This is a genomic window from Faecalitalea cylindroides (assembly GCF_028321995.1).
Lineage (GTDB): Bacteria > Bacillota_I > Bacilli_A > Erysipelotrichales > Erysipelotrichaceae > Faecalitalea > Faecalitalea cylindroides.
Genome location: NZ_JAQLXG010000005.1, coordinates 18220 through 43303, shown reverse-complemented (window position 1 = coordinate 43303; position 25084 = coordinate 18220). Strand labels below are relative to the sequence as shown.

General features: G+C 34.8%; 23 protein-coding genes and 1 tRNA gene. 4 read left to right on the top strand and 20 right to left on the bottom strand.

The window, feature by feature from the left end; genetic code table 11:
- Positions 1–53: 53 nt before the first annotated feature.
- Both PND65_RS04200 and PND65_RS04195 read left to right on the top strand, forming a co-directional pair.
- Positions 54–1241 (top strand): FprA family A-type flavoprotein, encoded by a 1188-nt coding sequence (locus PND65_RS04200; protein WP_271990737.1) that lies wholly within the window; start codon positions 54–56, stop codon positions 1239–1241.
- Between the two features lies 1 nt (position 1242).
- Positions 1243–1722 (top strand): AAA family ATPase, encoded by a 480-nt coding sequence (locus PND65_RS04195; RefSeq protein WP_271990738.1) that lies wholly within the window; start codon positions 1243–1245, stop codon positions 1720–1722.
- A 20-nt stretch (positions 1723–1742) separates the two neighbouring features.
- Here PND65_RS04195 and PND65_RS04190 read toward each other — a convergent pair whose 3' ends face one another.
- From PND65_RS04190 to nagB, 19 genes are all read right to left on the bottom strand, one after another.
- Complete coding sequence (locus tag PND65_RS04190) at positions 1743–2603, bottom strand: YitT family protein (protein ID WP_087158070.1); 861 nt, start codon at positions 2601–2603, stop codon at positions 1743–1745.
- 7 nt (positions 2604–2610) lie between these two features.
- A complete protein-coding gene (locus PND65_RS04185) occupies positions 2611–3930 on the bottom strand; it encodes an RsmB/NOP family class I SAM-dependent RNA methyltransferase (protein ID WP_271990740.1) in 1320 nt (439 codons plus the stop codon).
- Positions 3931–3940: 10 nt separating this feature from the next.
- Complete coding sequence (locus PND65_RS04180) at positions 3941–5158, bottom strand: peptidoglycan DD-metalloendopeptidase family protein (RefSeq protein ID WP_271990743.1); 1218 nt, start codon at positions 5156–5158, stop codon at positions 3941–3943.
- A gap of 63 nt (positions 5159–5221) precedes the next feature.
- On the bottom strand, positions 5222–6388 hold the full coding sequence (locus tag PND65_RS04175) for an O-antigen ligase family protein (protein WP_271990744.1): 1167 nt from the start codon (positions 6386–6388) through the stop codon (positions 5222–5224).
- A 53-nt stretch (positions 6389–6441) separates the two neighbouring features.
- Positions 6442–7713 (bottom strand): hypothetical protein, encoded by a 1272-nt coding sequence (locus PND65_RS04170; RefSeq protein ID WP_271990746.1) that lies wholly within the window; start codon positions 7711–7713, stop codon positions 6442–6444.
- 119 nt (positions 7714–7832) lie between these two features.
- Positions 7833–7908: transfer RNA gene (locus tag PND65_RS04165), tRNA-Lys, on the bottom strand.
- 103 nt (positions 7909–8011) lie between these two features.
- On the bottom strand, positions 8012–8848 hold the full coding sequence (locus PND65_RS04160; protein ID WP_271990748.1) for a patatin-like phospholipase family protein: 837 nt from the start codon (positions 8846–8848) through the stop codon (positions 8012–8014).
- A 70-nt stretch (positions 8849–8918) separates the two neighbouring features.
- Positions 8919–9401 carry a dihydrofolate reductase gene (locus PND65_RS04155; RefSeq protein ID WP_271990750.1) on the bottom strand — a complete coding sequence of 161 codons (483 nt, stop codon included), beginning with the start codon at positions 9399–9401 and terminating at the stop codon, positions 8919–8921.
- A gap of 8 nt (positions 9402–9409) precedes the next feature.
- Complete coding sequence (gene thyA / locus PND65_RS04150) at positions 9410–10282, bottom strand: thymidylate synthase (protein WP_271990753.1); 873 nt, start codon at positions 10280–10282, stop codon at positions 9410–9412.
- Entirely contained in the window at positions 10282–11103 is an 822-nt protein-coding gene (locus tag PND65_RS04145) for a Cof-type HAD-IIB family hydrolase (RefSeq protein ID WP_271990755.1), read from the bottom strand. The genes thyA and PND65_RS04145 overlap by 1 nt, the downstream gene beginning before the upstream one ends.
- Before the next feature lie 14 nt (positions 11104–11117).
- Entirely contained in the window at positions 11118–12494 is a 1377-nt protein-coding gene (locus PND65_RS04140) for an aminopeptidase (protein WP_408611297.1), read from the bottom strand.
- Positions 12491–13264: a glutamate racemase gene (murI, locus tag PND65_RS04135; RefSeq protein WP_022356548.1), complete on the bottom strand. Its 774-nt coding sequence runs from the start codon at positions 13262–13264 to the stop codon at positions 12491–12493. Before murI ends, PND65_RS04140 begins: the two co-directional genes overlap by 4 nt.
- Before the next feature lie 492 nt (positions 13265–13756).
- Positions 13757–15385 carry a DAK2 domain-containing protein gene (locus PND65_RS04130; RefSeq protein WP_087319156.1) on the bottom strand — a complete coding sequence of 543 codons (1629 nt, stop codon included), beginning with the start codon at positions 15383–15385 and terminating at the stop codon, positions 13757–13759.
- A 9-nt stretch (positions 15386–15394) separates the two neighbouring features.
- Entirely contained in the window at positions 15395–15754 is a 360-nt protein-coding gene (locus PND65_RS04125; protein ID WP_035402911.1) for an Asp23/Gls24 family envelope stress response protein, read from the bottom strand.
- Between the two features lie 56 nt (positions 15755–15810).
- Positions 15811–16821 (bottom strand): FtsQ-type POTRA domain-containing protein, encoded by a 1011-nt coding sequence (locus PND65_RS04120; protein WP_271990758.1) that lies wholly within the window; start codon positions 16819–16821, stop codon positions 15811–15813.
- Positions 16815–17714, bottom strand: coding sequence for a UDP-N-acetylmuramate dehydrogenase (gene murB / locus PND65_RS04115; RefSeq protein WP_015536400.1), 900 nt, complete (start codon positions 17712–17714; stop codon positions 16815–16817). The genes PND65_RS04120 and murB overlap by 7 nt, the downstream gene beginning before the upstream one ends.
- A 15-nt stretch (positions 17715–17729) precedes the next feature.
- Positions 17730–18806 (bottom strand): undecaprenyldiphospho-muramoylpentapeptide beta-N-acetylglucosaminyltransferase, encoded by a 1077-nt coding sequence (murG, locus tag PND65_RS04110; protein ID WP_022356543.1) that lies wholly within the window; start codon positions 18804–18806, stop codon positions 17730–17732.
- A 38-nt stretch (positions 18807–18844) separates the two neighbouring features.
- Positions 18845–19576, bottom strand: a complete 732-nt coding sequence (srtB, locus tag PND65_RS04105; protein ID WP_271990761.1) for a class B sortase — start codon at positions 19574–19576, stop codon at positions 18845–18847.
- 90 nt (positions 19577–19666) lie between these two features.
- Positions 19667–20389 carry a glucosamine-6-phosphate deaminase gene (gene nagB / locus PND65_RS04100; protein ID WP_035402920.1) on the bottom strand — a complete coding sequence of 241 codons (723 nt, stop codon included), beginning with the start codon at positions 20387–20389 and terminating at the stop codon, positions 19667–19669.
- A gap of 202 nt (positions 20390–20591) precedes the next feature.
- Here nagB and PND65_RS04095 point away from each other — a divergent pair, with 202 nt between their 5' ends.
- Positions 20592–21917: a class II D-tagatose-bisphosphate aldolase, non-catalytic subunit gene (locus PND65_RS04095; RefSeq protein WP_195191310.1), complete on the top strand. Its 1326-nt coding sequence runs from the start codon at positions 20592–20594 to the stop codon at positions 21915–21917.
- 41 nt (positions 21918–21958) lie between these two features.
- Positions 21959–22903, top strand: a complete 945-nt coding sequence (locus tag PND65_RS04090; protein WP_271990764.1) for an HNH endonuclease — start codon at positions 21959–21961, stop codon at positions 22901–22903.
- Positions 22904–22931: 28 nt separating this feature from the next.
- Here PND65_RS04090 and gnpA read toward each other — a convergent pair whose 3' ends face one another.
- On the bottom strand, positions 22932–25076 hold the full coding sequence (gene gnpA, locus PND65_RS04085) for a 1,3-beta-galactosyl-N-acetylhexosamine phosphorylase (RefSeq protein WP_271990766.1): 2145 nt from the start codon (positions 25074–25076) through the stop codon (positions 22932–22934).
- Positions 25077–25084 lie beyond the last annotated feature (8 nt).

The window sequence follows — 25084 nt, the reverse complement described above, 5'->3', positions numbered from 1 at the left end:
ATTCATTGAAATTCTTGTATAAATGAATTAAACTATCGTCGAGGAGTGAGAAGATGAAACAAGCAATTAAAATTAAAGAAAATGTATATTGGGTCGGTGTCAGAGACCTAAACGTTAGAGACTTTCACGGAGAATTATATCCAATCGAAGAAGGAGCCACGTATAACGCTTATTTGGTCATTGATGATCAAATTACATTATTCGATACAGTTGAAGAAGAATTCTGTGGAGAATGCATTGAACGCATTGAATCTGTATTAGATGGTAGAAGCATCGATAACATCATCGTTCAGCATGCAGAACCGGATCATTCAGGTGGATTTAAAAAGATCTATGAGAAATATCCAAACGCAAAAGTCTATACGACCAAAGCTGGTGTTCGCCATATGCAGGCTCAATATATCGAAGATACACCATTCAATGAATTAAAAACAGGAGATACACTGTCAACAGGAAAATATTCATTTACTTTTGTAGAAATGAATATGATTCACTGGCCAGATAATATGTTGACATATTGTCCTGAATTAAAAGTTGTATTCTCAAACGATGCATTTGGACAACATATCGTTAATTATCAAATGACAGATGAAAACCTGGATAAACATTACTGCATTGAACAGGCCAAAGAATATTTTGCGAATATCGTTATGCCATATACTGTTCCGGTTAAAAACAAATTAAATCAAATTCTTGCAATGAATCTTGATATTGAAATGATCCTTCCAGCACATGGTATTATTTGGAAAAATTATGTTACGGATATCATTGAAGCGTATAAAGACTTTGCCACTTTAAAACAGTCAAACAAAGTGGTCATTGTCTATGAATCTGTATGGAAACACACTCAGCAGATTGCAGAAAGCCTGGCAGAAGGATTTGCTGCTGCAGGTATGGATGTCAAAGTTTATAAACTAAGCATTACACGCTCTAGCATTGTTATGAAAGAGTTGATGGATGCAAAAATGGTTTGTGTAGGAACAGGCACTTACAACAATGCCATGGCTCCAAGTGTTGCAAGCTTCTTAGAACGAGTTAAATCTTGTAAGATCAATGATAAAAAAGGACTGGCATTTGGTGCGTACGGATGGTTTAGAAACGTACCTTCAACACTAAGCGATAAATTAAAAGAAGCTGGATTTGAACCAGCTGCTGATGCAATTGCACAAAACTTTACCCCTTCTGAAGATGAGTTAGATAACTACTATAAACTAGCTCTTGAAATTGGAAAAAGTCTTTAATATGAAACATGTATATTTAATTGGCGGACCAATGGGGATCGGTAAAAGTACGATCTGTAATCAATTGAATCAGGATTTAGATCATAGTGTCTTTCTTGATGGTGACTGGTGTTGGAATATGGATCCATTTATGGTCAATCAAGATACAAAAAATATGGTATTGGATAATATTACCCATTGTTTGAATAACTTCATTCATACACCAGGTATTGAAAATATCATCTTTTGCTGGGTAATGCACAAACAAGATATCATTGATCAGATCATTCAAAAATTGGATACAGAGGGTGCTGACATTCATTTGATTTCCTTGATTTGTGAAAAAGAAGAACTCATAAAACGTATGCTGATTGATCGAAGAGATAATCAAAGCATTCGAAAAAGTTTACAGTATCTTGAACTTTACAAAGATCTAGATACAAAGAAAATCGATGTAACAACACTTGACGTTCAAAAGACGATAGATAAAATAAAGCGATGAAACTAAACTCATCGCCTTTTTTATAATCGTTTTTCAAAACCGCCAGAAATTTTTTGTCCTTCACTTAAAGTTATAAAAGCATTGGGATCTATTTCTTTTACGATCTTGTTCAATCTACGGATCTCATATTTATTCAATGCTGTATATAAGATATAAAGATCATTATCAGTATATGCACCTTTACCAATCCAATAAGTTACACCTCGACCGGTTCGAGTCATAATTTCATTTTTTAATTCAGCTTTCTTTGTAAATATAAAAGCTGTCATATTAATATTTTGGTAATGAACTTTATCACATACAAAATACATGATCAACACAAAAATAATTGAATATAAAGTACTCTGCACATCAAAAACAACTGCGCATATCGCAAATAAAACAATATTCAGAAAAATCGATAATTTACCTACAGAAAAATTTGGTTTCGTTTTTGAAAAATATACTCCTAGAATATCCATGCCTCCAGCACAGCCACTACTTCTTAATGTTAGACCTATTCCAAATCCGCCAACAATTGCACCAAAGATCACATTGGAAAGCACATCATCCATAACAGGTGTCATCTGTCTTGGAAGAAGAGACAATGTTAACATCTGCACAACTACACTCAAAAGTGTTTTAAAACAAAATTCTTTAGAAATGGAACGAAATGCCAACATAAACAAGGGGATATTCAACGCCATGTTAATGATACCAGTTAAATCCAAAGACACCGGCACATTAACGAAAGATTGAATAAAATAATCAAACAATTGAGCAAAACCAATGATTCCTCCTGAATTCAAACCGCTTGGCGTTATGAAAAAATACAAACCAAGCGCAAATAAAACACTGCCAAAGATAACTTGCAGATATAAGAATACTCGATTGTTTTCCATTTTACATCTAGTCCTCCTTTAACACATGAGAGCCTTCCATTAAACGAAGCCCTTTAGGAATCTTATTTTTAATTCTTTTTCCATCACTTTTTCCAAAACCAAAATTAATTCCTTTATAACATAAGGCGACATATCCTTTTCGTGTTTCCTGTTCAATTTCTAGGCCATGCATAAATTGATCCATCGTTTCAATTGATACGTCAACTGTCATTAAATAATTCAAACAGTTGGCCATATAAAATGCATGAGCTGGCTCAAAGCGTTTCTTTATAATATCCCCTACATATAGACCTTGTCGAAGTACCTTGATATTTTTCAGATCTATAAAAGGTCGCTTCATCAAATAAACTTTGTCATGATTGGTATAGAAATAATATTTGTCTTTTTCGATTTGGTCTTTTAAAAAACTGGTTACTAGTGCATCTAAAGAAGCCGATCTTAGACAAGATAGTTTTTTATCAACACCTGATTTTTTCTGCAATTTAGCTATAAAATGGCCTTCTCCTTGATCCATTGGAAAAATTCTTCGAACACCAGGAATAAAGCCTTCTCTACCAAAAGAGGAATCAATATGGATAAGCTCCATATCTTTATATTCATTTAAGAACCATTCAATTACATCCTCATTCTCTTCTTTTGCATAAGTACAAGTCGAATATACTAAGATTCCGTCTTTTTTCAATGCCTTATAAGCGTGAGATAAAATATCTTTTTGCCGTTTAGCACAAAATAACACATTATCTAAAGACCAGTTATCTTTAGCCATTTCGTGCTTTTTCATCATTCCTTCCCCACTGCACGGTGCATCCACCAAGACCTTATCAAAACACCCCTGCAGTTTACTACAAATGATTTCCGGTGTTGTGTTAGTAACTGCCATATTCACTATACCCATACGCTCCATATTTGATAATAAGATCTTCACTCGTTTCGAATCAATCTCATTCGATAATAAAAAACCATTATCGCCTAACGCTTGGGCAATCTGGGTACTTTTAGAACCTGGTGCAGCACATAAATCCAACACAATGTCATCTTGTTGTACATTCATTATTTCTACAGGAGCCGAAGCACTGGGCTCCTGTAGATAAAAAGCTCCTGACAAATGAAAAGGATGATTTCCTAATGGCTGATCTACATAAAATGAATCTTTAGAAAAGATACTAGGTCTATCTAATACAGGCATATATTCTTTCAATATATCTGTATCTATCTTTTTTGTATTAACACGTAAACCTCGATACAAAGGTTTATCTAATGATGCTAAAAAGACATCAAATTCGTCTGGTATATATGATTTAATACGTTCTAAAAATTCTTCATTCATATAACATCTCCTACAACAATACATTTTCAGGTCGGATCCTGCATGCGATATTGGAACATGTATTTGGCATATCAAAACCATTCCCAAAACTAAAATCAGCTCCCTGCATGAAATATTCGACAGCTTCTTCTAAAGAAACCCTTAATTCAAATATTTCAATATGCGTATGCGGCCCTGAGGAATTACCACTGTTTCCAGAAAGAGCCAATAAATCATTTTGTCGTACCTGCTGTCCTGGGTATACATAAATTTGGTTAGATAGATGAGCAAAGGAAACACCATATAGTTTTTCATCCACCGCACAAATCATACAAATCGTATTCCCTCCACCAGCAGGCCAGCCACACCAGTTTTGCAGATATCCATTATCAGAATCCACAGGCGCATCCGCATACAAAATAATACCATTAGCAGGTGCTTTGACTTCAGAAAACATACTGGCTGCTATATCCAGCCCCAAATGCATTCCTCCATCAGGATACGTCCATGTTCCCGCACTGATTGTACCATTTTCAATCACACTTGACCAATTTAAACTATAAGAATCGATTGAATAATTTCCGGCAACCAGACAACTTTCATTGGTTTCATATTCTTCCAAATGTATGGCTCCATAGGCTGGCAGTTGTTCATTACCTTGAATGATCTTATGTACGTTATATTCTCCGGAATCTTTAAACTCTTGAATCTGAGAAGAAAAACGCGCAAATAAACGATCCTGCAAAGAAAATAAATGATCAATTTGATCCTGAAGTTTTGTACAGCTAATATGCAGTTTTTCATATTGATGACTGATTTTAGTATATTCTGTTTCTATTTTGCTTTTTTGTGCTGTCTTTTCTTTAAGTTCATTTATAAACTCTTTGTCATAAGCATATTCTGTGTATGCATCGATCAATGTGTCATAGGAAAAAGGATATCTTGTTTGTAAACGCATCAAGCATATAGAGCCCTGAGTTCTGATTTCATCATACTCTTTATCCACTGTTTCTTTTTGTAAACGTATCTGATTTAATTGTTTTTTTAATTGATCTTTTGTATCACTTATGACCTGCAATTGATCACTAAGTTCGTTTAAATCTTTTGATAAAGCTAAAGAGATCTCATTTACTTGATCTAAACGACAATGTTCTACAAGCGTATCATAATCTACTTCTTCATTGGCAAAGGCATGCGTACAACCACTTAAACAAAGAAAAAGACAGATGCATAGTAAAGAAAGTTTCATATTATTCTCCTATCTATGTCTGTCTTTCTAGTAATTTAATTTTACACAATTAGTTGCTAAGTTTCAATTTTCTTTTCGATACATCGCACTTGTATTTAAAACAACAAAAAAGAGCATTCCGGTCCAAAGAGCATTTAAAGTACAATCTAGTAAACCATGGATCAAGTAAACTAAAACAAAGCTAACCATCATACCAAACAGGGCTTTATGTTTTCTAACCTGCATCATTTCTTTGCCCAAATACACATAATAACCAACCAATAAAACTGTACCTATGATTCCATAAGATGAAATCGCATCGATATAAATATTATGAGCATGTGGGGCTTTATGCCAATCATATATAGGATACAAGCGTCCATATGTCTGAGGACCATTCCCAAAAAGCGGATACATGGCGATTCCCTGAAAAGCTCCATACCAAATATCAAAGCGACTTTCTAGAGTCGAAATATCGGAAAGCCTTGGAATAAGATCCGGGATCAGTGACACAGCAATGATACCTGCTAAAATCAAACCAATAGAAAATAAGATCCATTTGCGTTCTCCATAACAAATAAAGAATACAGGAACCACCAAAGCTAATGGAATAAAAGCAGTCCGACATCCTGTTAAATACAACATGATTAGATTTACTACACCACAGAATACATAAAACGCTTTCTCCTTTAATGATGAACAACTGACCCATTTATACAAACAGCAAACAACAAAAAATTCAATCATTGTTGCATAGATGTTTGCATTTAAAAATGTAACATGAATTCGTCTAGAAGGTTTATTCTGCACATAAAAATCAAAAAAAGAATGATCTGCCAATTGTGAATAATAATTAAATTCAAAAAGGCCAAAGGCGGTAATGATCAAAGATAATAATAAGATCATCTCGATCATGAGATCAAAAACTTTTGATGAAATATGATCACGATAATAGGCAACATATGCACCTATCAACAACATTCCTAAAGCATTGATCATACCAATAGAATTCGCATAAAATAGGCTCACAACAATTTCCAATAAACAAAAAGCATATAAAAATTTTGCTCCTGTTTGATGTTTGATCGAAGAAATTAGGTTCTTTTTAAAAAGAGCATAAATAGTTACGCTTGCGATGCAAATCGTAGATGCATACATTGGCAAAAATAAAGCAAAGGCAACAAATAGAATCAGTTTATCTTCTAGTGATAAACTTTTTATATCTTCAATTCTTGATCGTATATACTGCATAAAATCACTCCATCTAATTTAAAAGAGAAACCAGTAATGATTTCTCTTCATGATTATTGTAATTCGTTAATCAACTGTTGATAATAAGCAATCGTGCTTTGCGCTTGAGAAATTAGCTGATTGTTTGTATCAATTTGTGACTGGATTTCTGTAGTATCCTGTCCTGTAGATTGTGCATATTCTAGATCTTGTTGAAGAGTAGATGCATAAGCTGTGTATTCCTGTAAGCTTGCATTATATTGATCTATCAAAGATTGATAATATGCAATCTGCGCATTATTTGCAGCTTGTTGAGCTGCCTCAGCTTCTTGTTGCTGCTGTTGTTGTAACTGCTGATATTCAGTATACAAAGCGCCGAAAGATTTTTGTGTCTGTTCACGACTTAAGTCATCAATCTTTTTTTGCAAACTACTTGTGAGACCATCATATTTTGTTTTTAGATTGACAACATTCATCTTTTCATCATCGGTTTTTGAACTCCAGTTTGTCAAATAAGCCACAATTTCCTGATAATCAGGATTTTGTTCATCTTCCTGCTCATCATTCAAAGCTTTTAATTCTTTATAAAGCGCATTGAAAGTTTGACCTGTCTGTTCTTTAAAATAACTATTTATTTCTGTTTTTTGTTTATCCAATAACGAATCATAATCTTCCTTAAGATCCAAGATTTCCGATTTTTCCGCATCAGACATCATATCCCATTCATCCGCATAGGCAACTAATTTATCATAAGAAGCCAGTTGGGCCTCTGTTGCCACATTCTGTGGATCATATATGTAAATCTTATAAGCATAAGCTCCCATTAATCCAAGTACCACAACGACGCATGCAATGATCGCAATGATCTTTTTCTTTCGGTTTGGATCCACTTTTTTTAACTTTTCTTTTTTCTTCTTTGGTTCTTTTACAGCTTCTTCTTTTGTACTTTCTTCTTGAATAGGTTTATTTTCAACTTCAACATCACCATCTAAGGCATCATGAACATTTTTCAAAGAAGCATTCATCAAGTCATCTTTTCCTAAAGAATAAGTTGTAAAATCTTCTTCCTCTTCAAAATTAGAATCATCTAGACTCTGTTGAAATGTATAGCGTCTTTCTTCTTCTTCAATCGGCAACTGCCCTCTTTCTTTTCGAAGCATATCTAAAGCACTGGAAAGTTGGCGTTCTGCTTGCTTTCTTTGACTTACATCCTGTGTTTTTTCTTCTTTAGGCATATCTTTAAATAATGCCATTTCTGTTTTTCTATCTAAAAGTGCCTGAGCAAAATCATCTATTTCTTCTTTCGACACTGAATTTTGATCTGTTTTCCCCTTGTTTTCAGACATTCGTAAGTTCCTCCCACTTGGAAATATTATATCAATCGCTTTAAAAAATTAAAAGTAAGTTTCTATGATTTTCATAATAAAAGAAAAAAGCCTTTATTCAAAGGCTCTTGGACAAAAAATGGTGGACTCTTAGGGATTCGAACCCTAGACCCACTGATTAAGAGTCAGTTGCTCTGCCAACTGAGCTAAGAGTCCATCAATCAGTGCTTAATAATATTAGCATATTTTCAAGACGGAAACAAGAGTTTTTGTACCATTCAATTAAAATCTCATAGGAATATCCTATGAGATCTTACATTTAAATAAACTTTTTTATATCCTCTATCAATTTATATCCTTGATCATATAAGGACTCTAATTGTTCTTTATCTTTATTTAAAGTTTTCATATTCTCAATATGTTCTGGTGATACAATACAAACTTTTCCACTTCTTTCAAGTTCTAAAGCTGTAGCCAACTGTTCGTTATAAAGATAAGCTCGGTTCATCAGTTTCTTTGATGATTCTGGATAAGAATGTTCCAGTAATTTTGCCGGGACTAGATCTTTTTTAGGATCACGCATCCATGTCTTAGGTCGAGTTAAGATCAAAACGATCTTGTCGCATCCCTTATCTAAAGCTCTTTGTAAAGGAATAGGATCCGACATACCACCATCGAAATAAACTTCTCCATCGATTGGATATGGCCTACAAAGAACAGGTAGACAGCTGCTAGCCTTTAATATGTCATAACAGTTAACAGGCATATCTTTTTTAGAAAAATACACAGCATTTCCAGTCTCTGCTTCTGTACTAACAACTTCTAATTGCATCGGGTTTGAAGAAAAAGTACTATAATCAATTGGATCTTCCCCATTTGCATTGCTTAAACCTGAGCATATATAATCAAGGTCTACATAATTTCCTTTTTTAACTAGGTTTTTAAATGACATATATTCTTTTCTGAATGCATACTCTGTATAAAATCGCTTGCTCCTTCCTTTCTGTTTTGCCATAAAACCTGCTAAATTTGCACTTCCAGCCGAAACACCGATTCCTAAATCAAATGTAATGTTGTTTTCTAGGCATGCATCAAATACACCGGCTCCAAATATATCGCGCATTCCACCGCCTACATCAATAATTCCAATTTTCATACAAAGTATTATAACGCTTTTTTCATAAATGTTAAGTTTTACAAAAAAAATTAAGGAAAGCTTTCTTTCCTTAATTTATACGTTCATATACTACATGTTGATAATGTATATCATTTTCAAAGATATCATTAATAACGCTTCGATGATATTCTGATTTATCAAACTCTGGGAAAAAAACATCTGCATCATAAGATTGATCGATTTCTGTCAAGATCAACTTTGACGCAAAAGGTAACATTTGACTATAAATCTGAGCCCCGCCAATCACAAATATTTCCTCATCCTTATCTTGATAAGCTTCCATAAAAGCATTGATATCACTGAATATTTCTACTTGCTGATCCAAATCTGGATTACTTCTAGAAATAACAATATGATGTCTTTTAGGCAACATACCGGGCAAAGATTCAAAAGTTTTTCTACCCATTATGATCGTATGTCCTTTTGTTTGTTCTCTAAAAAATTTAAGATCTGTAGGTAAATGCCAGATTAAATCATTATTTTTCCCTAATTCGCGATTTTTTCCAATTGCAGCGATCATTGTTAGTTTCATAAAATCTCCTATTGAGCTAATGGAAATTTAATTTTTCCCATATGTTCATACCCTATTAATTTAATATCTTTAATATCTTTAGAAGAATCAAAATCATAGAAATCTTTAATTTCAGGGTTTAACCATAATTCCGGTGCTTTTAGATCACCTTTTGTATGAAAACGTTCCAGCTGTTCTTTGATTCCATCAACCTGATTCACATAAATATGAGCATCTTTGATGGACCAGTCAATCGTACCTGCTTTTAATCCTGTGACTTGTGCCAACATTTTCAATAATACTGCATACTGTGTTACATTGAATGGCAATCCTAAAGGAACATCACAACTTCTTTGATGCACCCATGCATTTAATGTACCATTTGTCACATCCCATTCACTCGACCAAACACAACTAGGTAAAACAGCTGTATCCAAATATTCATCCTGCCATAAGGAAATCACTCTTCTTCGATCATTTACATTATTTTTTAATGAATCAATCAAACGATCCATCAATTTAAATCTCTTAACGATATATCCATAAGCAGTTCCAATCGTATTGGCAAATTTAGGATCAAAATGTTTAAGTACTTCTCCTGTTTTTTCATCACGCCAATCTCCGTTTTCATCAATTTGCCAAAGATCCCATATATGCACATTGCGTTCCTGAAGCCATCGAACATCATTTGACTGTGCTTGATAGATCCATAACATCTCAAGGACCGCTTGACGAATAAACAGCTGTTTTGTGGTCAAGATTGGAAATTCTTCTCCAACATTTAATTGAAAATGAGCACTTGGTAATTTAATCGTATCAATACCTGTACGATTGGCTACCTGTACACCATTGGTCAAAATATTTTCGCAAAGTTGACAATAAATCTTATCCCAAGCAGACATTATTTGTCCTCCTTAAGTACATGATCAAATAAGAAATGCCCTAATGCATCTTCATCATTGGTGTATTCACTGACATAATTTGCGACATCTTTTGCTCCCTGACATCCATTTTTCATACATACACCCATTCCAACATAGTCAAGCATCTGAATGTCGTTAGCCTCATCACCAAAGGCAACGCAGTTTTCAAGATTCACTCCAAAGTGCTTACAAAGTTTTTTAATTCCATATCCTTTATTGATGGCTGGATCACAATACTCAAACAAATTATTTGCAGTATTAAATCCAACACAGTCATCTCTCTTAAATGATTTAGAACGTTCTACAACTTTTGGCATATATGCTGGATCACAATAAATGATTAGTTTGTTGACAGTACGATCTTTTAAGAAAGACTCCATATCGACTTCTATTTCTGTTTCTCCAAACAGTTTAGCATGTGCTCTTGTTTCTTCAGTTGATTTACTAGTATAGCGAATATCACCTACTAAGACATGGAAAATAACATCCATATCTTTATAAAAGTTGATGATATCCAAGATGATCTTACCATCTAATAAGTGAAACTCTTCCTTTGTACGACGACGAATATCGTATATGACACCGCCGTTCATACCCATAATGAAGCTGACACTATCTTCGATTTTCCAATCTTCCAACATTGCATGTACTGTTTCTACAGGTCTTCCAGAGGCAATGCCAAATAAGATTCCTTTATGTTTTAAAGCAGAAATCGCTTCGCGATTTAGTTTAGATACTTCCTTTTTACTGTTTAAGAAAGTTCCATCTAAGTCAGTCGCAACGAGAGTTACAGTATTCATAAAATTTCTCCTTATTATTTATTGTATTTTAAGAAAGCGGCATACCCTTTCTTTGCTTCATAAATATCGGCTTTTGAAGCCAATTCAAATGGGGCATGCATATTGTGTAAGGCAATACCGCAGTCAATGACCTGCATACCATAATTAGCTAAGATGAAGGCAATTGTTCCCCCTCCACCTTGATCGACCTTACCAAGTTCACTCGTTTGATAAATGACATTACCTTTTTCCATTACTGCTCTTAATTGTGCTAGATATTCAGCATTGGCATCATTACATCCGCTCTTTCCTCTAGAACCTGTGTATTTATTGAATACCAATCCTTTTCCAAATTCAGCCTGATTTCTTGGACTGCTGACAGATGCGTAAATTGGATCGTGTGCCGCAGAAACATCGCTTGATAACATATCTGAATTAATAAATGCACGCTTTAGTGCAAGTTCGTTGTAACAATTCATCGCATTCGTAACTTCGGCAACAAAGTTTTCAAAGAATTTTGATTTCATACCAGTAGCTCCATTAGAGCCTACTTCCTCTTTATCTACAAGAAGACATACTCCTGTTCTTTCAAGGTCTATAGCTTCTAATTGAGCTCTTAATGATGTATAAGCACAGATACGATCATCATGCCCATAACCTAAGATCATGGATTCATCAAAACCACATGAACGAGCTTTACCACTCGGTACAACTTCAAGTTCAGCACTGATGAAGTCTTCTTCTTCAAAGCCATATTTATTCTTTAATAATTTAAGAATGTTTGCTTTTACTGGTTCTTTTTCTTCTTCATTTAAAGGAATGGAACCAACCGTAACATTTAAGTTCTCTCCTTCGATCACCTCAGAAGCTTTTTTCTGCATTTGATCTGCACTTAGATGAACCAAAAGATCACTAATCACAAAAACTGGATCTTCTTCCTTATCACCGACTTCAATTTCAATAGTCGATCCATCTTTTAAACAAACTACTCCATAAATAGCTAAAGGAATCGTTACCCATTGATATTTCTTTACACCACCATAATAGTGCGTATCAAAATATGCAATTTCTCCATCTTCATATAAAGGATTTTGTTTAAGATCCAACCTCGGTGAGTCAATATGTGCACCTAAAATGTTCATTCCCTCTTCTATGGGTCTATTACCAATATGCATCAAGGCAACCGATTTATTCATCATATTCATGTATACTTTATCTTGAGGTTTTAAAGATTCTTTATTTTTAATGATCTCGTTAATATCTTTATATCCATGTTTTTTAGCTTCTTCCAAGATCAAAGAAACACATTTTCGTTCCGTTTTTCCTTTGCTTAAAAATGTCATATAGTCATCTGATAAGCTCATAACTTCTTTCAACTGAGTTTCATCATATGTAGTCCATGCATTTTTCATAATGTACCCTCCAATTGCTTTAATAATCTTTTAGATAGATTGATCTTATCGGCATCTGTATTATGCCACTCGATCGTACCAGTCGAATCATTCAAAAGATTTTTATGAGTCAATATATCTTTTAGATGATGTGCTGTGCCATAGTTTCCGTCAATCAGCTGAATAGATGAAGGCAGCATATCCTGTAGGCGCTCTTTATAAAAGACAAAATGTGTACATCCTAAAACAATACTGTCAATTTCTTCTCCTTGTGTCTGATGTAAATACTCATGCAATGCTGCATATACTAAATCAGTATTCTGCAGTTTTTCAGTTTCAACTAGTTCAACCAATTTTGGACAAGGAATCTTGTAAATCGTATGTTCATCTTCAAAGCGTTCCATTAGACGGGCAAACTTTTTTTCTTTTAATGTAAGATTTGTTGCCCAAACGGCTATTTTTTGATGTTCACCTTTTTCACAAGCGACTTTTAAAGCCGGCTCCATACCGATAATATCAATTGGATATTTATCCCTTAATAAGTTCACACAGGCACTCGTTGCCGTATTGCATGCAATGACAATGGCTTTTACATCTTGTGCCATAAAAAAATCGCAGATTTCAATACAACGTTCTGTAATCTCTTCCTTAGATTTTGTTCCATATGGATTATGAAGACTGTCACCAAAATAGATCAGATCTTCCTTTGGCATTAAATCATGTATCGTATGCAAAACACTGATACCACCTAGACCTGAATCAAAAACGCCGATCTTACTGGAAAAATCCATAGATATATCAACTCCTGACTTTGTAAATTATACCCTTATTTATATATTATTTCTAGCTATATACATGAAAAGAACTGGCTTTTCAAAACTTATTTTTTCATTATGATAAGTTTTGCACCAGTTCTTTTCTTTGTTATATTCCATAATTTCTTGAACTATTTACCTTTATCATCTTTTCTAGAAGACTTTCTCTTAAAGGTTTTTTCTTCCTCCTCTAATTTGAGTCGCTATCTTCTCTTTCATGAAGTTAATACTTCTTCTTGAGATTTTATCCTCATTATTCAGGATTTTCTTATTTTTGTCTTTCTTCTACCTTGTTCAAGAATTTTATGGATATTACATAGATTTTTTTATCTATGTTATAACCTGTTTCTTTTTACACTCATATAATAACATAGAAATTCTTACTTACAAGTCAAGTGGAAAAGTTGGTCACAATAATGGAATTTCTTATAAGAAAAAGAAAAAAAGTGCTTCTACAAGCACTTTTTACTATTCAACACCGATGATGAAAGAATAAACCGGTTGATTCCCTTCATGGATTTCTACTTCAGCATCGGAAGTATCTTCGATATATTCGGCAATCTCTTCAGCTTGTTCCAGTGTTGCTGTATCACCATAAATTAATGTTACAAGTTCAGAATCCTCATCTAACATTTTGTCTAACAAAGCTTTTGTTGAAGCCATCATATCTGGATCCGATACAACGATGGCTTTTCCAAAGATGCCCATATATTCATCTTTCTTGATTTCCAAACCTTCGTATGTTGTATCTTTAATAGCATACGTAACTTCTCCGGATTTAACATGATCGATAGCTTCCTGCATTTCGGCTAAGTTATCTTCAATGTCTACTTCAGGATTGAACATGATACATGCACTTAATCCTTGAGGAATCGTCTTTGTTGGAAGCACATGAATATCCTTGTCTTCACAAACTTGACATGCCTGATTTGCCGCAAGAACAATATTTGAGTTATTTGGAAGAATAATAATGTGATCTGCATTTACTTTTCCAATAGCCGATACAAAATCTTCTGTACTAGGGTTCATTGTTTGGCCTCCGCCGACAACGATATCCGCTCTTAATTCTTTAAACATCGCATCGATACCTTTGCCTGGAGCAACAGTGATGATTGCATATTTTTTATGCTCTGCAACAACTTCTTCTTCCTGTTCTTTTTCTAAGATGTTGTCATGCTGTTCCTGCATATTTTCAATTTTTAATTTCATGAAACGACCACGACGTTTTCCCATTTTAATGGCTGTCTGAGGTTCTAAAGTGTGGACATGAACTTTAACTAGATCATCATCTTGTACACAAACGATTGAATTTCCAATCGTAGCTAATTCGTTTTTGAAATCTTCTTCAGAAAAGTGCTTAATTCCTGTTGGTGTTAGATGAAGGATAAATTCCGTACAGAATCCAAATTCCTCTTCTCCCCCTTCAATTTTTGTTTGAGCACTATCATATGAGGAAGCATCATTCGATGGAGCAATCACTTCACCTTTCATTGCAGACAAAAAGCCTTCCAAAATAATACAAAGCCCTTTACCTCCACTATCAACAACACCAACTTCAGCAAGAACTGGTAAAAGTTCCGGTGTTCTAAGAAGCGATTCATTTGCTTCAAGCACCATTTTCTCCATAACTTTGATGCAGTCTGTGATTTCTTCTGTCACAGTATAAGCATATGTATAATCTGCTGCTTCTCTGACTACCGTTAAGATCGTTCCTTCAACCGGACGCATAACAGCTCGATAAGCAACTCTAGATCCATTCACCAAGGCTTGAGCAAGCTGTAAAGCATCCATGTCTTCTAGATGTTCAACAGATTGAAAAAAGCCTCTAAAAATTTGTGAAGTAATAACACCAGAGTTTCCTCTAGCCCCCATCAATAATCCTCGAGATAAAACTTTGGCCACCTTGCCAACATGATCTTCCTCTACTTTGATTGCATCATTGACTCCGCTAGAAAAAGTCAAAGACATATTTGTTCCGGTATCACCATCCGGTACCGGGAATACGTTTAAAGAATCGACTTCAGCCGAATGATTGGTAAGATTATTCATACCTGAAGCCAACATATCTTTAAATAACTTTCCACTTATTCTCTCCATGTGATTCACCTACTTCAATACTCTTACGCCCTGGACGAAGATATTTACCTGAGAACATTTTACTTCTAGTGTTTTTTCCAAAACATACTTAACACGTTTCTGTGCTTCATAAACAACTTCATGTAGCTTAATGCCATGTAAAGCAATGATGTAAAGATCCAAAACAAGGCCTTCTGCATCCTGACGGACAACTACGCCTTTAGCATAATTTTCTTTTTTTAATAATTCGGCCCAACCATCACGAACTGCTTTCTGTGATGCCATTCCGACAACACCATAGCATTCTGTGATCGTTCCACCAGCTAGACTTGAGATCGCATCAAGAGAAATACTGATATTACCATACTCGGTTGATTTATTTATAGGCATATTAAAATCCTCCTGTTATTAACTAATTATATCGCAACTATTCAATGAAAACAAACTTATTCAACAATCTGATCATAAGAAGCTGTCTCTGCATTCCAACGATACAGTAAACCTGTATTAGGATCACGATAAACATCTAAACTAGCTGAATATTCAAGTCCTAGATCATTATTGATTGTCCAGTCTGTGGCTTGATCATATACACTTTGGGTATTTTCCGTTATCTCTTGTGATGTATCAGCCGTTTCCTGTTGATTTTCTTCTGTATTTTGGTTTTGATCTTCTTCTTTTGCTTCATCTTTGGCATTCGTTCTGCCATCAATCAAACTACCTATATCAGCACAGTCGATCTTATCTATAGCTGAATGTTGTGCATCTAATAATAAACACGCATTCTGACCATGAAGTTCTGTTAACATCGCCTGATAATTTGCCATCATGACTAAAGAATCCATACTTGTATAAACAATGTTACCATCCTGCATTGTCATCTTGATCATATTGTCATCATACGAAGTTTGAAATGGGACCATTTCCGCAATTTTTTCTATAACAGAACGAGACAGTGATTTTGCGTTTTTCTTAAACTGCTTCGCAATTTCTTTACGTTGTGATTCGTTAAAATCTGATAAAAGTGGAAAATGTACAATCGTTTTTAAATACTTTGTATCTAATTCAATCGATTCATTATCTATAGTCAACAAGTAATTCTTATTGTCCTGTACATAATAACCGATGACCACCTTCTCTTCAATTTCAAACGATATCTTGTTTTGTGATTTGTGTACCGTAGCATCGGCAATCAAAGGATTGCTTTCAAATCGATTCTCAATCAAAAAACCAGGTGTTAGCCATAATCTGGTATCCGTACTAACATCAGCGATCTGATAAATCTGTTTATCAGTATAATAATAATTTCCGCTCGAGCTTAAAACATGTGTCCTAGAATCAAATGAAAAATAATAAACAACCAAACTAGCCAAAACAAAAACAATACTGCTTAAGATGATACACGTTCTATTTGAAAATGAACGTTTCTTTTTAGATTTTTTTTGTTTTCTTACCAATGCATCTGCTCCACTTCTGGAATCAGATCAATATCATACAGTTCTTTTGCCTTGGCTTGGATCATTGTGATCAAGGCACGAACATCGGAAGCTGTAGCATCTCCAGTCGCATTGACAATAAAGTTACAATGCTTTGTACTGACTTGAGCGCCACCTATTTGATGCCCTCTTAATCCCATCTCTTCGATCAATTTCCATGCCGGGATCGTTTCCGGATTTCTGAACACACTTCCGGCACAAGGCATATTCAGAGGTTGTGAATCCATTCTTCGTTTTCTTCTTGAGTCCATCAGATCTCGAATATCATTATGTTCAGCTTTTTCAAGTTTAAAGCGGCCAGCTAATATTGTCCAATCTTTATGTTCTTGAAAAGCAGAGTGTCTATATCCATAATCTAAATCTTCCTTTTTGATCCATTCAATACGTCCATCCTTTAATACACAAACATCAATCAATAAACTTGAAAGATTTGATCTATAAGCTCCTGCATTCATATATAGACCACCACCTACAGAACCAGGTATTCCAGAGGCAAATTCCAACCCGGATAAAGAACGTTTCATAGCTTCCACAGATAAATTGATAATTGAACATCCTGCCTGAGCTACTAGAGTTCCATCCGGTTCAAAATAGTAATCGTTTAATGTACCGTCCAAATTAATGATCGCACCATCAAAATCAGTATCATCACATAAGATATTTGAACCTCTTCCAGTTACATGATACGGAATTTTTTCATCCTGTAATATATCCAGGATACACATCAAAGCCGTTTCGTTGTGTGGTGTTATATAATAAGCAACATTTCCACCAATGTGGTATGTTGTATGTTTCTTCATTGGTTCATTTTCCAATACTTTTCCATATACTTTTAATCGTGTTAAAACAGACATATAATTCCCCTTTATTTATTCTTTGATCAATTTTACCATTTCATCGATGATGTCATAAGCTGCATCAGGCTTTCCTAATCGAAGGGCATTTTGATGAACTTGTTTCATCATTTCTTCATTCATGAATAGTTCTTTGATTGCTTTTTTTAGATTTGTCGCATTTAAATCTTTCTCTTCGATCATAAATGCCGCCTTTTGATCCACCAGTACTTTTGCATTGTAATATTGATGATTATTAGCTACATAAGGACTAGGAATCATAATTGAAGGGATTCCAAGACCCGTTAATTCAGCAATCGTCGTTGCTCCAGCCCTGCAGATCATACCATCAATATGTGCATAGATCTTTAATGTATCTACATATGGCACAACAAATACATTTTCCTGCGAATCAAATAGATGAAGATCATCCGAATTATTCTTTCCACATACATACAAAAACTGCAGATCTTTCGGCATGTCTGTCAAAGAATCTTTCATCAAGGCATTTACACTGCTTGACCCTAATGATCCCATCATGATCAATATCGTTTTTTTATCTAATGATAAGCCTAATGACTTAAAATACATTTCATCAAAAGAAGCTTCTTTGGCGATGGTTGCACGTGGGTTTCCCAATAGGATCGTTTTATCGCCAGGAAAAACTTCCTCGCACTTTGTATAACAAGTAATGATCTTATCAACTTTATTCATCACCAACTGGTTTGCCTTTCCTACGATCGAATTCTGTTCATGGATCATCGTTTTAATGTGCATAGAACGACCTGCCAAGATCACAGGCGCACTCACATACCCACCAAAGCCAATTACGATATCCGGCTTAAACTCTTTTAAATACATCTTGCTTTTACGATACGCAAAAAACAACTGACTTATGGCTCTTAACTTAGAAAAGATTGAACCGACTAAACCAGAAGTATGTAAAGATTTGAAATCATAACCATAGGAAGGAATAAGATCTGCTTCCATACGATCGTTGTTTCCAATAAATAAGATTTGAGTATCTGGGTACAGCTGTTTCACTTTATCTGCCAAGGCTAATGCCGGATAAATATGTCCTCCTGTACCACCTGTCACAAAACATATCTTCATAAGCAAACCTATACAAGTATACCATAAAAACGATAAAATCAATCGATAATTTTAATTGGATCTGTTATTTGGTTCAACACACCCGTTAAAATTAAACGTCGATCTGAATTAAAACCATAATCAAGATCACACGTTGATAGTGTAACCAATGATTTATCGGTAGTATCAACATCGTTATAATACAATGCATTAGTCTTCATTTGATTGATCACATCATCTCGATATCCTCCAAATGAAGTTGTGTAATATACAGAACCATCATTTGATTTTGCATATGCCATGATTTGACATTCATAATTCGCATTCGGTGTCAAAAGATAGAACACCGGATGTTCACTAAAGAATGTCTGATCACTATAGTTTTTCAAATCCGTAAACATTCCTCCACCTTCAACAGAGTGACCGTAAATAATGGAATTATTGTCAGTAAAAGAAGGGTTTGCCTGATAGTCTAGAAAGATAGCTCCTCTTTCATTATATTCATTTTTTGTAGTATGTGTTAAATAGTAACTATTGTCATCACCTTGGACCACTGGAAAACTAATATTGCATCCAGGCACATAGACCCAGGCAATAATATCGGGATTTTCTGCCTGCAAGCTTGCCCAATCTGGTTGTAAATAGTCTTCTTCTATTACATACTCTTGTAAAGCAGCCGTTTCATCTTCAACTTGTTTTGAAGATGAATAAATTAAATATAACTGGTAGGCACTAAAAGCAAACACCCCTACACAAATCAACATTAATATTCTATATAACCATTTTTTCATAAAAACATTTTAATATGAATCCTATGTATTTTTCAATATAAAAACCCAATAAAAAAAGGTGTCTCCAATTAGGAAACACCAACATAAATGCTATTTAGAAAGTTTAGATGCAGCTGCCTTATCAATAACAACTGTTACATCTGGATGATTCTGCAATGCAGATGCTGCACATGCTGTATCAACTGGTCCTTCGATCATTGCCTTTACTGCATCAGCTTTATTTTCACCATTGGCAACTAATAACACTTTTTTAGCTTTCATGATCGTACCAATGCCCATAGAAATTGCCTGAGTTGGAACTTTGTTGATATCATCATCAAAGAAACGAGCATTCGCCTGACGTGTGTTTTCTGTAAGATCCACGATATGTGTCAAGATATCAAATGGTGTACCAGGTTCATTGAAACCGATATGTCCATTTTGACCAATTCCTAACAATTGTAGATCAACAGATACTTTCTCAAGTTCTTTTTCATAAGCTGCACAATCTTCAGCTGTACTTCCATAAGGTACATGTGTATTTGCCGGATCGATATCGATACCATCAAACAAGTTTTCTTTCATGAATGTGTAGTATGATTGAGGATCATTGCGGTCGATGCCTACATATTCATCTAAGTTATAAGATTTAACATCTTTATAGCTTGTTCCATTTTCCTTGTGATCCTTGATCATGTTTTTATAAAGACCAACTGGAGAACTTCCTGTTGCAAGTCCTAGAACACAATCAGGTTTAGATGTAACCAATTCTTTGATAACTTCAAAAGCTTTTAATGATAATTCATCATAATTTTCGCAAATAATAACTTTCATAATATTATACCCTCCGTTATTCACTAAAAAAATTATAGCACAGAAAGCGTTTAAATAAAGGGCAAAAACCGCTATTTATTTACCTTTTGATAGGAAAAAGTTTTATGTTTACATTTTTGCCTTTTTTATTTGTAACTTTTATCAAAATTGTATTTTTGTACAAATATTTGAGTATAATAAAGACAGCGATAGGAGGAATTTTATGCCAAAACAAAATCCATTATTAAATATCGTTTCCTTGCAGAAACAAGGAAAAGCGGTAGCTATTTATTCATGCTGCTCTAGCAATTCTTTTGTAATCAAAGCCGCAATGGAAACTGCAAAAAAACAAAATTCATGTGTCTTGATCGAATCAACCGCAAATCAGGTCGATCAAAATGGCGGTTATTCTGGTATGACACCAAAAGACTTTTATGAGTTCTGTCTACAAGAAGCTGAAAATGCAGGTCTTGATAAAGATCGTGTTTTCCTTGGAGGCGATCACTTAGGTCCTTTAACAGTCAGCTCAAAACCAGAAAAAGAAGCAATGGAATATGCCAAAACACTTGTACATGATTATGTAAGAGCCGGATTTACTAAGATCCATATTGACACAAGCATGAAAGTGGCAGACGATGATCCAAACACACGTTTAAGCGATGAGATCATCGCAAGACGTGGTGCTACTCTTGCCAAAGTGTGCGAAGAAGCTTATCAGGAATTATTAGAAGAAAACCCTGAAGCGATTCATCCAGTCTACATCGTTGGTAGTGAAGTACCAATCCCTGGTGGTGCTCAGGAAGAATCCAGTGGAATGCAGGTTACTAAACCTCAGGATTTCAGAAATACTGTAGCTGCATTTGAAAAAGCTTTTGAAGATATGGGAATCAAAGAAGCTTGGAACCATGTCATTGCCGCTGTCGTACAACCTGGTGTAGAAGAAAAAGATGCAGGTTGTGAAGAATATGATAGAGAACGAGCTAAAGATTTGATGGCCAGCATCAAAGAATATGACCAGCTTGTATTTGAAGGACACTCAACAGATTACCAGACAAAATACAAATTGAGAGAATTAGTTGAAGATGGTGTTGGAATCTTAAAAGTAGGTCCAGGATTGACATATGCTGCACGTGAAGGTATTTTCTCTCTTTGTGTTATCGAAGAAGAACTTGCCAAAGTATATGATTTTGAAACAAGTCATTTCAAAGAAGCATTAGATAAAGCTATGTTGGCAAATCCTGGAAAATGGCAGCCTTATTATCATGGTACTGAAAAAGAAATTGCCTTTAAGCGTCAATATTCTTTCTCAGATCGCTGCCGCTACTACTTCCCAGTCAAAGAAGTCCAAGATGCTTTAAACAAATTGATCAGTAATTTAAGAGAACATCCTGTACCACTTCCATTGTTATCTCAATATATGCCAATGCAGTATACAATGGTTCGTGAAGGAACATTAAAAAATGATCCTGAAGAATTAATTAAATCACGTATTGCATACACAATTGAAGAATACACATTTGCTTCTCATCAGGAAGAGTTAGTTCGATAACAAAGGCTGAATTTTCAGCCTTTTTTTGATAAAATAAATATATGAATAAACACCTTTTAAAACAAACAATTATCTATTTAAACGAGTTTTCTTTAGACGATGATCATGATTTAGTTTCTCAAACTGTAAAAGAAATCAAACGACAAAATCCTTCCATGAGTGAAGGGGATGTCATCAAGGTAATTCACCTTCTGCAAAAAATCCACGCTCTTGAATGGCTTGATACCACTTTGGACATGTTTCCTTCAACAGTCATCTTCTCAAAAGCGAACCCTAACTCAGATGTAGAAGCTTTAGCTGCTTATGAAATAGCTCTAAGAAGCAATTTGGATCTGAATGAAGATCCTATGAAAAGTTTCTTGAAACTGACCACATTTTATGATGAAAACGAAAATATTCGCAAAGAACTTTGTACTATGGCAAATCAAATTGAAAATGAAATTGATCAGGATATTGTTTCTGAAACACTTAATATTATTTATACTGAATCAATCATTAAACGAAAATCAAATTTGGAATATCGTAATCAAAATCGTAAAATGATCAACTTTGATAATCAAGACTTTATTTTAGAACGACTGCCTCAAAGAGGCATCCCAGTCTCTAGAGAAGCCACAAAAGATCTTCAAAGCTTCTTTAAAGATACACAGATGCATGAATTTGATCATGCCTGTCCAATATGTCATATAAAAGTGCCTCAGCTTTTGATTGCATCTCATATTAAACCATTTCGCGATTGTGCACATATTTATGAAACGGCAACACATGATAATGGACTTCTGTTATGTCGCAACCATGATTTTTTGTTTGATCAAGGATATATAAGTTTTAACGATGATGGTACAATCATCATTTCCAAAGCTTTGATAGAAAAAGATCCACACTTAGAACACTTTAATTTTGATACACGACTGGATCCTATTTATATGACAAAGAATCGTCGAAAATTTTTAAAATACCATCGTGAAAACATACTAAAAAGATGAGCTAATCAAATTAACTCATCTCTTTTTTTTACATTTCAAACCATTGAATATCGCATTCATCCAATTCAACTTCAAAGTTTGAACCATCTCCTTTATAGATGGTCGTTTTCTGTGGCTCATATGTATTATTTACGACACAGAAACTGTTTGTAGATGGATATACGTTTACATCCACATTGTAGTTATCTGAATACCAACGTTTCATCTGATCTTCTTTATGAGCAGCATAGAAGATTGCTCGATATAGAAGTCTTGCGTTTTCAAAGCTGAATGGAAGTCCATTGATATAGACACCACGGCCTTTACCATATTCATTGACCGCTAAATTTACATGAAGATCTTTTTGAAAAAGAATCTTTGTGTCTGGCAATGCATATACATCATTAATGCATTCCCCCCAGTCCTCATGTTCTAATTGTTCTGTAATGAAGTGGTTTTCTTCTGCTTCCCAATTGTATTTATCTGTATGCATTGTGAAGCCCAATTCCTTATCGACTCCTAAAACATCATAAAGAGTAAAGAATTTACCATTTTTGCTGATGGCAGTTGGTTCACCAACTCCAATAAAGCCTCCGCCTTGATCAACATAACGACGTAATGCTGTAATAATCGCTTCATCAAATTCGATTCCACCGCTAAAACTTGTATAAGCAGAACCAATATTCAAGACTACATCAACATCATCCAAGATCGAAGCATCTTCACGAATTTCATCAAAGCTGATAAAACGCACATCAAATGGATATCCACTCAAAGCCTCCATTACCCCTGTATATGAATAAATCTGTTTATACCAGATGGCATGATGGACTAAGTGTGTTCCCCAGCGACGTAACTCACCCCAGCTATTGATCACCGCTACTTTTAATAAGTTATGTGGCACTTGTTGATTTACATGAGAATACAAAGTTCTGAATTCATCACAAACCTTTTCGATATAGTCAATAAATTCAGGGAAATCCAAGGCTAGCTTTAAGTATCCTCCATACCCAATACGATCTACTGGACTACGCAGGATGGCTCTTCGTGCGGTTACCCAGTTGATCTTAGCTTCTTTTAATGGATCGCCGTTTTCATGGAAAACATCTGGGAAAAAGTATGGCAAGAATCTTCCTTCGGTATATTTTACCCCTTTTATATCTGAGATCATACGAAGGGTCGTTCCAGAACCAACCGAACCAACAACAGCATCCAAGCCAATAGATTCAAAATATTTACCATATGGTTCAGTTCCAATCCAATGATCTCCTAAAAACATCATAGCTTCTTTTCCGTATTCATGACAAATATCAACGAATTTTTTAGCCAGCTTACAAACCTCACGCTGCTGGAAATCCATAAAATCACGATACTCTTTTGTAGGAACACAGAAAGTAGAATTGTTGAATCCCTTGTTAATGATATATTCTGGTCTAAATGGATATCCTACTTCTTTTTCAAATTGTTCCAAGATATATGGTGAAACAGAAGCACTGTATCCAAACCAGTCGACATATTTTTCACGCGCAAATTCATCAAACTGCAACGTAAACTGATGGAAGAATGTTGTAAAGCGAACCACATTTACATCATTGCGTTCCTGACAGAATTTTCTAAATTTATCCAGTACATACTTTTGGGTTTTTGGCTGTCTAACATCATATGTCATCTGATGTTCTTCATCTTTCCAGTCATTTGTGATCGCATTATACATATGCACAGGATCCCAGATCACAAAAGCCAAAAAGCTTACAGTATAAGCATGATAAGGGATAGCATCATGGATGATAACTTCCATTTTTTCTTCATCATAATCCCAGTTGGTCATCACTTCATCTGTTGTACGGTCAATAATTTCCCACCATCTGTGATTATCTTTTGTGTTTGGCTTAAGCTGATCCTTATAAAAGTGCTCCATGATTTTAATTCTAAGTTCATTTGAGCGAGCTGTTACAAAATCACTCATCAAATACATTTGTTGTATTTCATCAGGATTTGCTTTTGCCCATTCATTATCTTTTCTTGTCGTGTAGTATGTTGCGTATTGTTTGATATCCATTTTACGTAGTTCGTCTGGCATATCGGTTCCATCACAATCTCGGATTGCATCCGCTTTCCATCGATTAATGATTTCTATGGTCGCATCAATCACATCGACATCTGTCGGTACGGTTACTCGGCCTTTTTCAATCATCTTATTAT

What these genes read in the sequence shown, in the direction of transcription:
- PND65_RS04140 (WP_408611297.1), bottom strand. Translation starts at nt 12,494, where the DNA reads ATGAAAAATGCATGGACTACATATGATGAAACTCAGTTGAAAGAAGTT.
- PND65_RS04190 (WP_087158070.1), bottom strand. Translation starts at nt 2,603, where the DNA reads ATGGAAAACAATCGAGTATTCTTATATCTGCAAGTTATCTTTGGCAGT.
- PND65_RS04155 (WP_271990750.1), bottom strand. Translation starts at nt 9,401, where the DNA reads ATGAAACTAACAATGATCGCTGCAATTGGAAAAAATCGCGAATTAGGG.
- PND65_RS04145 (WP_271990755.1), bottom strand. Translation starts at nt 11,103, where the DNA reads ATGAATACTGTAACTCTCGTTGCGACTGACTTAGATGGAACTTTCTTA.
- murG (WP_022356543.1), bottom strand. Translation starts at nt 18,806, where the DNA reads ATGAAGATATGTTTTGTGACAGGTGGTACAGGAGGACATATTTATCCG.
- thyA (WP_271990753.1), bottom strand. Translation starts at nt 10,282, where the DNA reads ATGTCTGCTTGGGATAAGATTTATTGTCAACTTTGCGAAAATATTTTG.
- murB (WP_015536400.1), bottom strand. Translation starts at nt 17,714, where the DNA reads ATGTCTGTTTTAACACGATTAAAAGTATATGGAAAAGTATTGGAAAAT.
- gnpA (WP_271990766.1), bottom strand. Translation starts at nt 25,076, where the DNA reads ATGATTGAAAAAGGCCGAGTAACCGTACCGACAGATGTCGATGTGATT.
- PND65_RS04200 (WP_271990737.1), top strand. Translation starts at nt 54, where the DNA reads ATGAAACAAGCAATTAAAATTAAAGAAAATGTATATTGGGTCGGTGTC.
- PND65_RS04130 (WP_087319156.1), bottom strand. Translation starts at nt 15,385, where the DNA reads ATGGAGAGAATAAGTGGAAAGTTATTTAAAGATATGTTGGCTTCAGGT.
- PND65_RS04195 (WP_271990738.1), top strand. Translation starts at nt 1,243, where the DNA reads ATGAAACATGTATATTTAATTGGCGGACCAATGGGGATCGGTAAAAGT.
- srtB (WP_271990761.1), bottom strand. Translation starts at nt 19,576, where the DNA reads ATGAAAAAATGGTTATATAGAATATTAATGTTGATTTGTGTAGGGGTG.
- PND65_RS04090 (WP_271990764.1), top strand. Translation starts at nt 21,959, where the DNA reads ATGAATAAACACCTTTTAAAACAAACAATTATCTATTTAAACGAGTTT.
- PND65_RS04185 (WP_271990740.1), bottom strand. Translation starts at nt 3,930, where the DNA reads ATGAATGAAGAATTTTTAGAACGTATTAAATCATATATACCAGACGAA.
- PND65_RS04095 (WP_195191310.1), top strand. Translation starts at nt 20,592, where the DNA reads ATGCCAAAACAAAATCCATTATTAAATATCGTTTCCTTGCAGAAACAA.
- PND65_RS04125 (WP_035402911.1), bottom strand. Translation starts at nt 15,754, where the DNA reads ATGCCTATAAATAAATCAACCGAGTATGGTAATATCAGTATTTCTCTT.
- PND65_RS04160 (WP_271990748.1), bottom strand. Translation starts at nt 8,848, where the DNA reads ATGAAAATTGGAATTATTGATGTAGGCGGTGGAATGCGCGATATATTT.
- PND65_RS04170 (WP_271990746.1), bottom strand. Translation starts at nt 7,713, where the DNA reads ATGTCTGAAAACAAGGGGAAAACAGATCAAAATTCAGTGTCGAAAGAA.
- PND65_RS04180 (WP_271990743.1), bottom strand. Translation starts at nt 5,158, where the DNA reads ATGAAACTTTCTTTACTATGCATCTGTCTTTTTCTTTGTTTAAGTGGT.
- murI (WP_022356548.1), bottom strand. Translation starts at nt 13,264, where the DNA reads ATGGATTTTTCCAGTAAGATCGGCGTTTTTGATTCAGGTCTAGGTGGT.
- PND65_RS04175 (WP_271990744.1), bottom strand. Translation starts at nt 6,388, where the DNA reads ATGCAGTATATACGATCAAGAATTGAAGATATAAAAAGTTTATCACTA.
- nagB (WP_035402920.1), bottom strand. Translation starts at nt 20,389, where the DNA reads ATGAAAGTTATTATTTGCGAAAATTATGATGAATTATCATTAAAAGCT.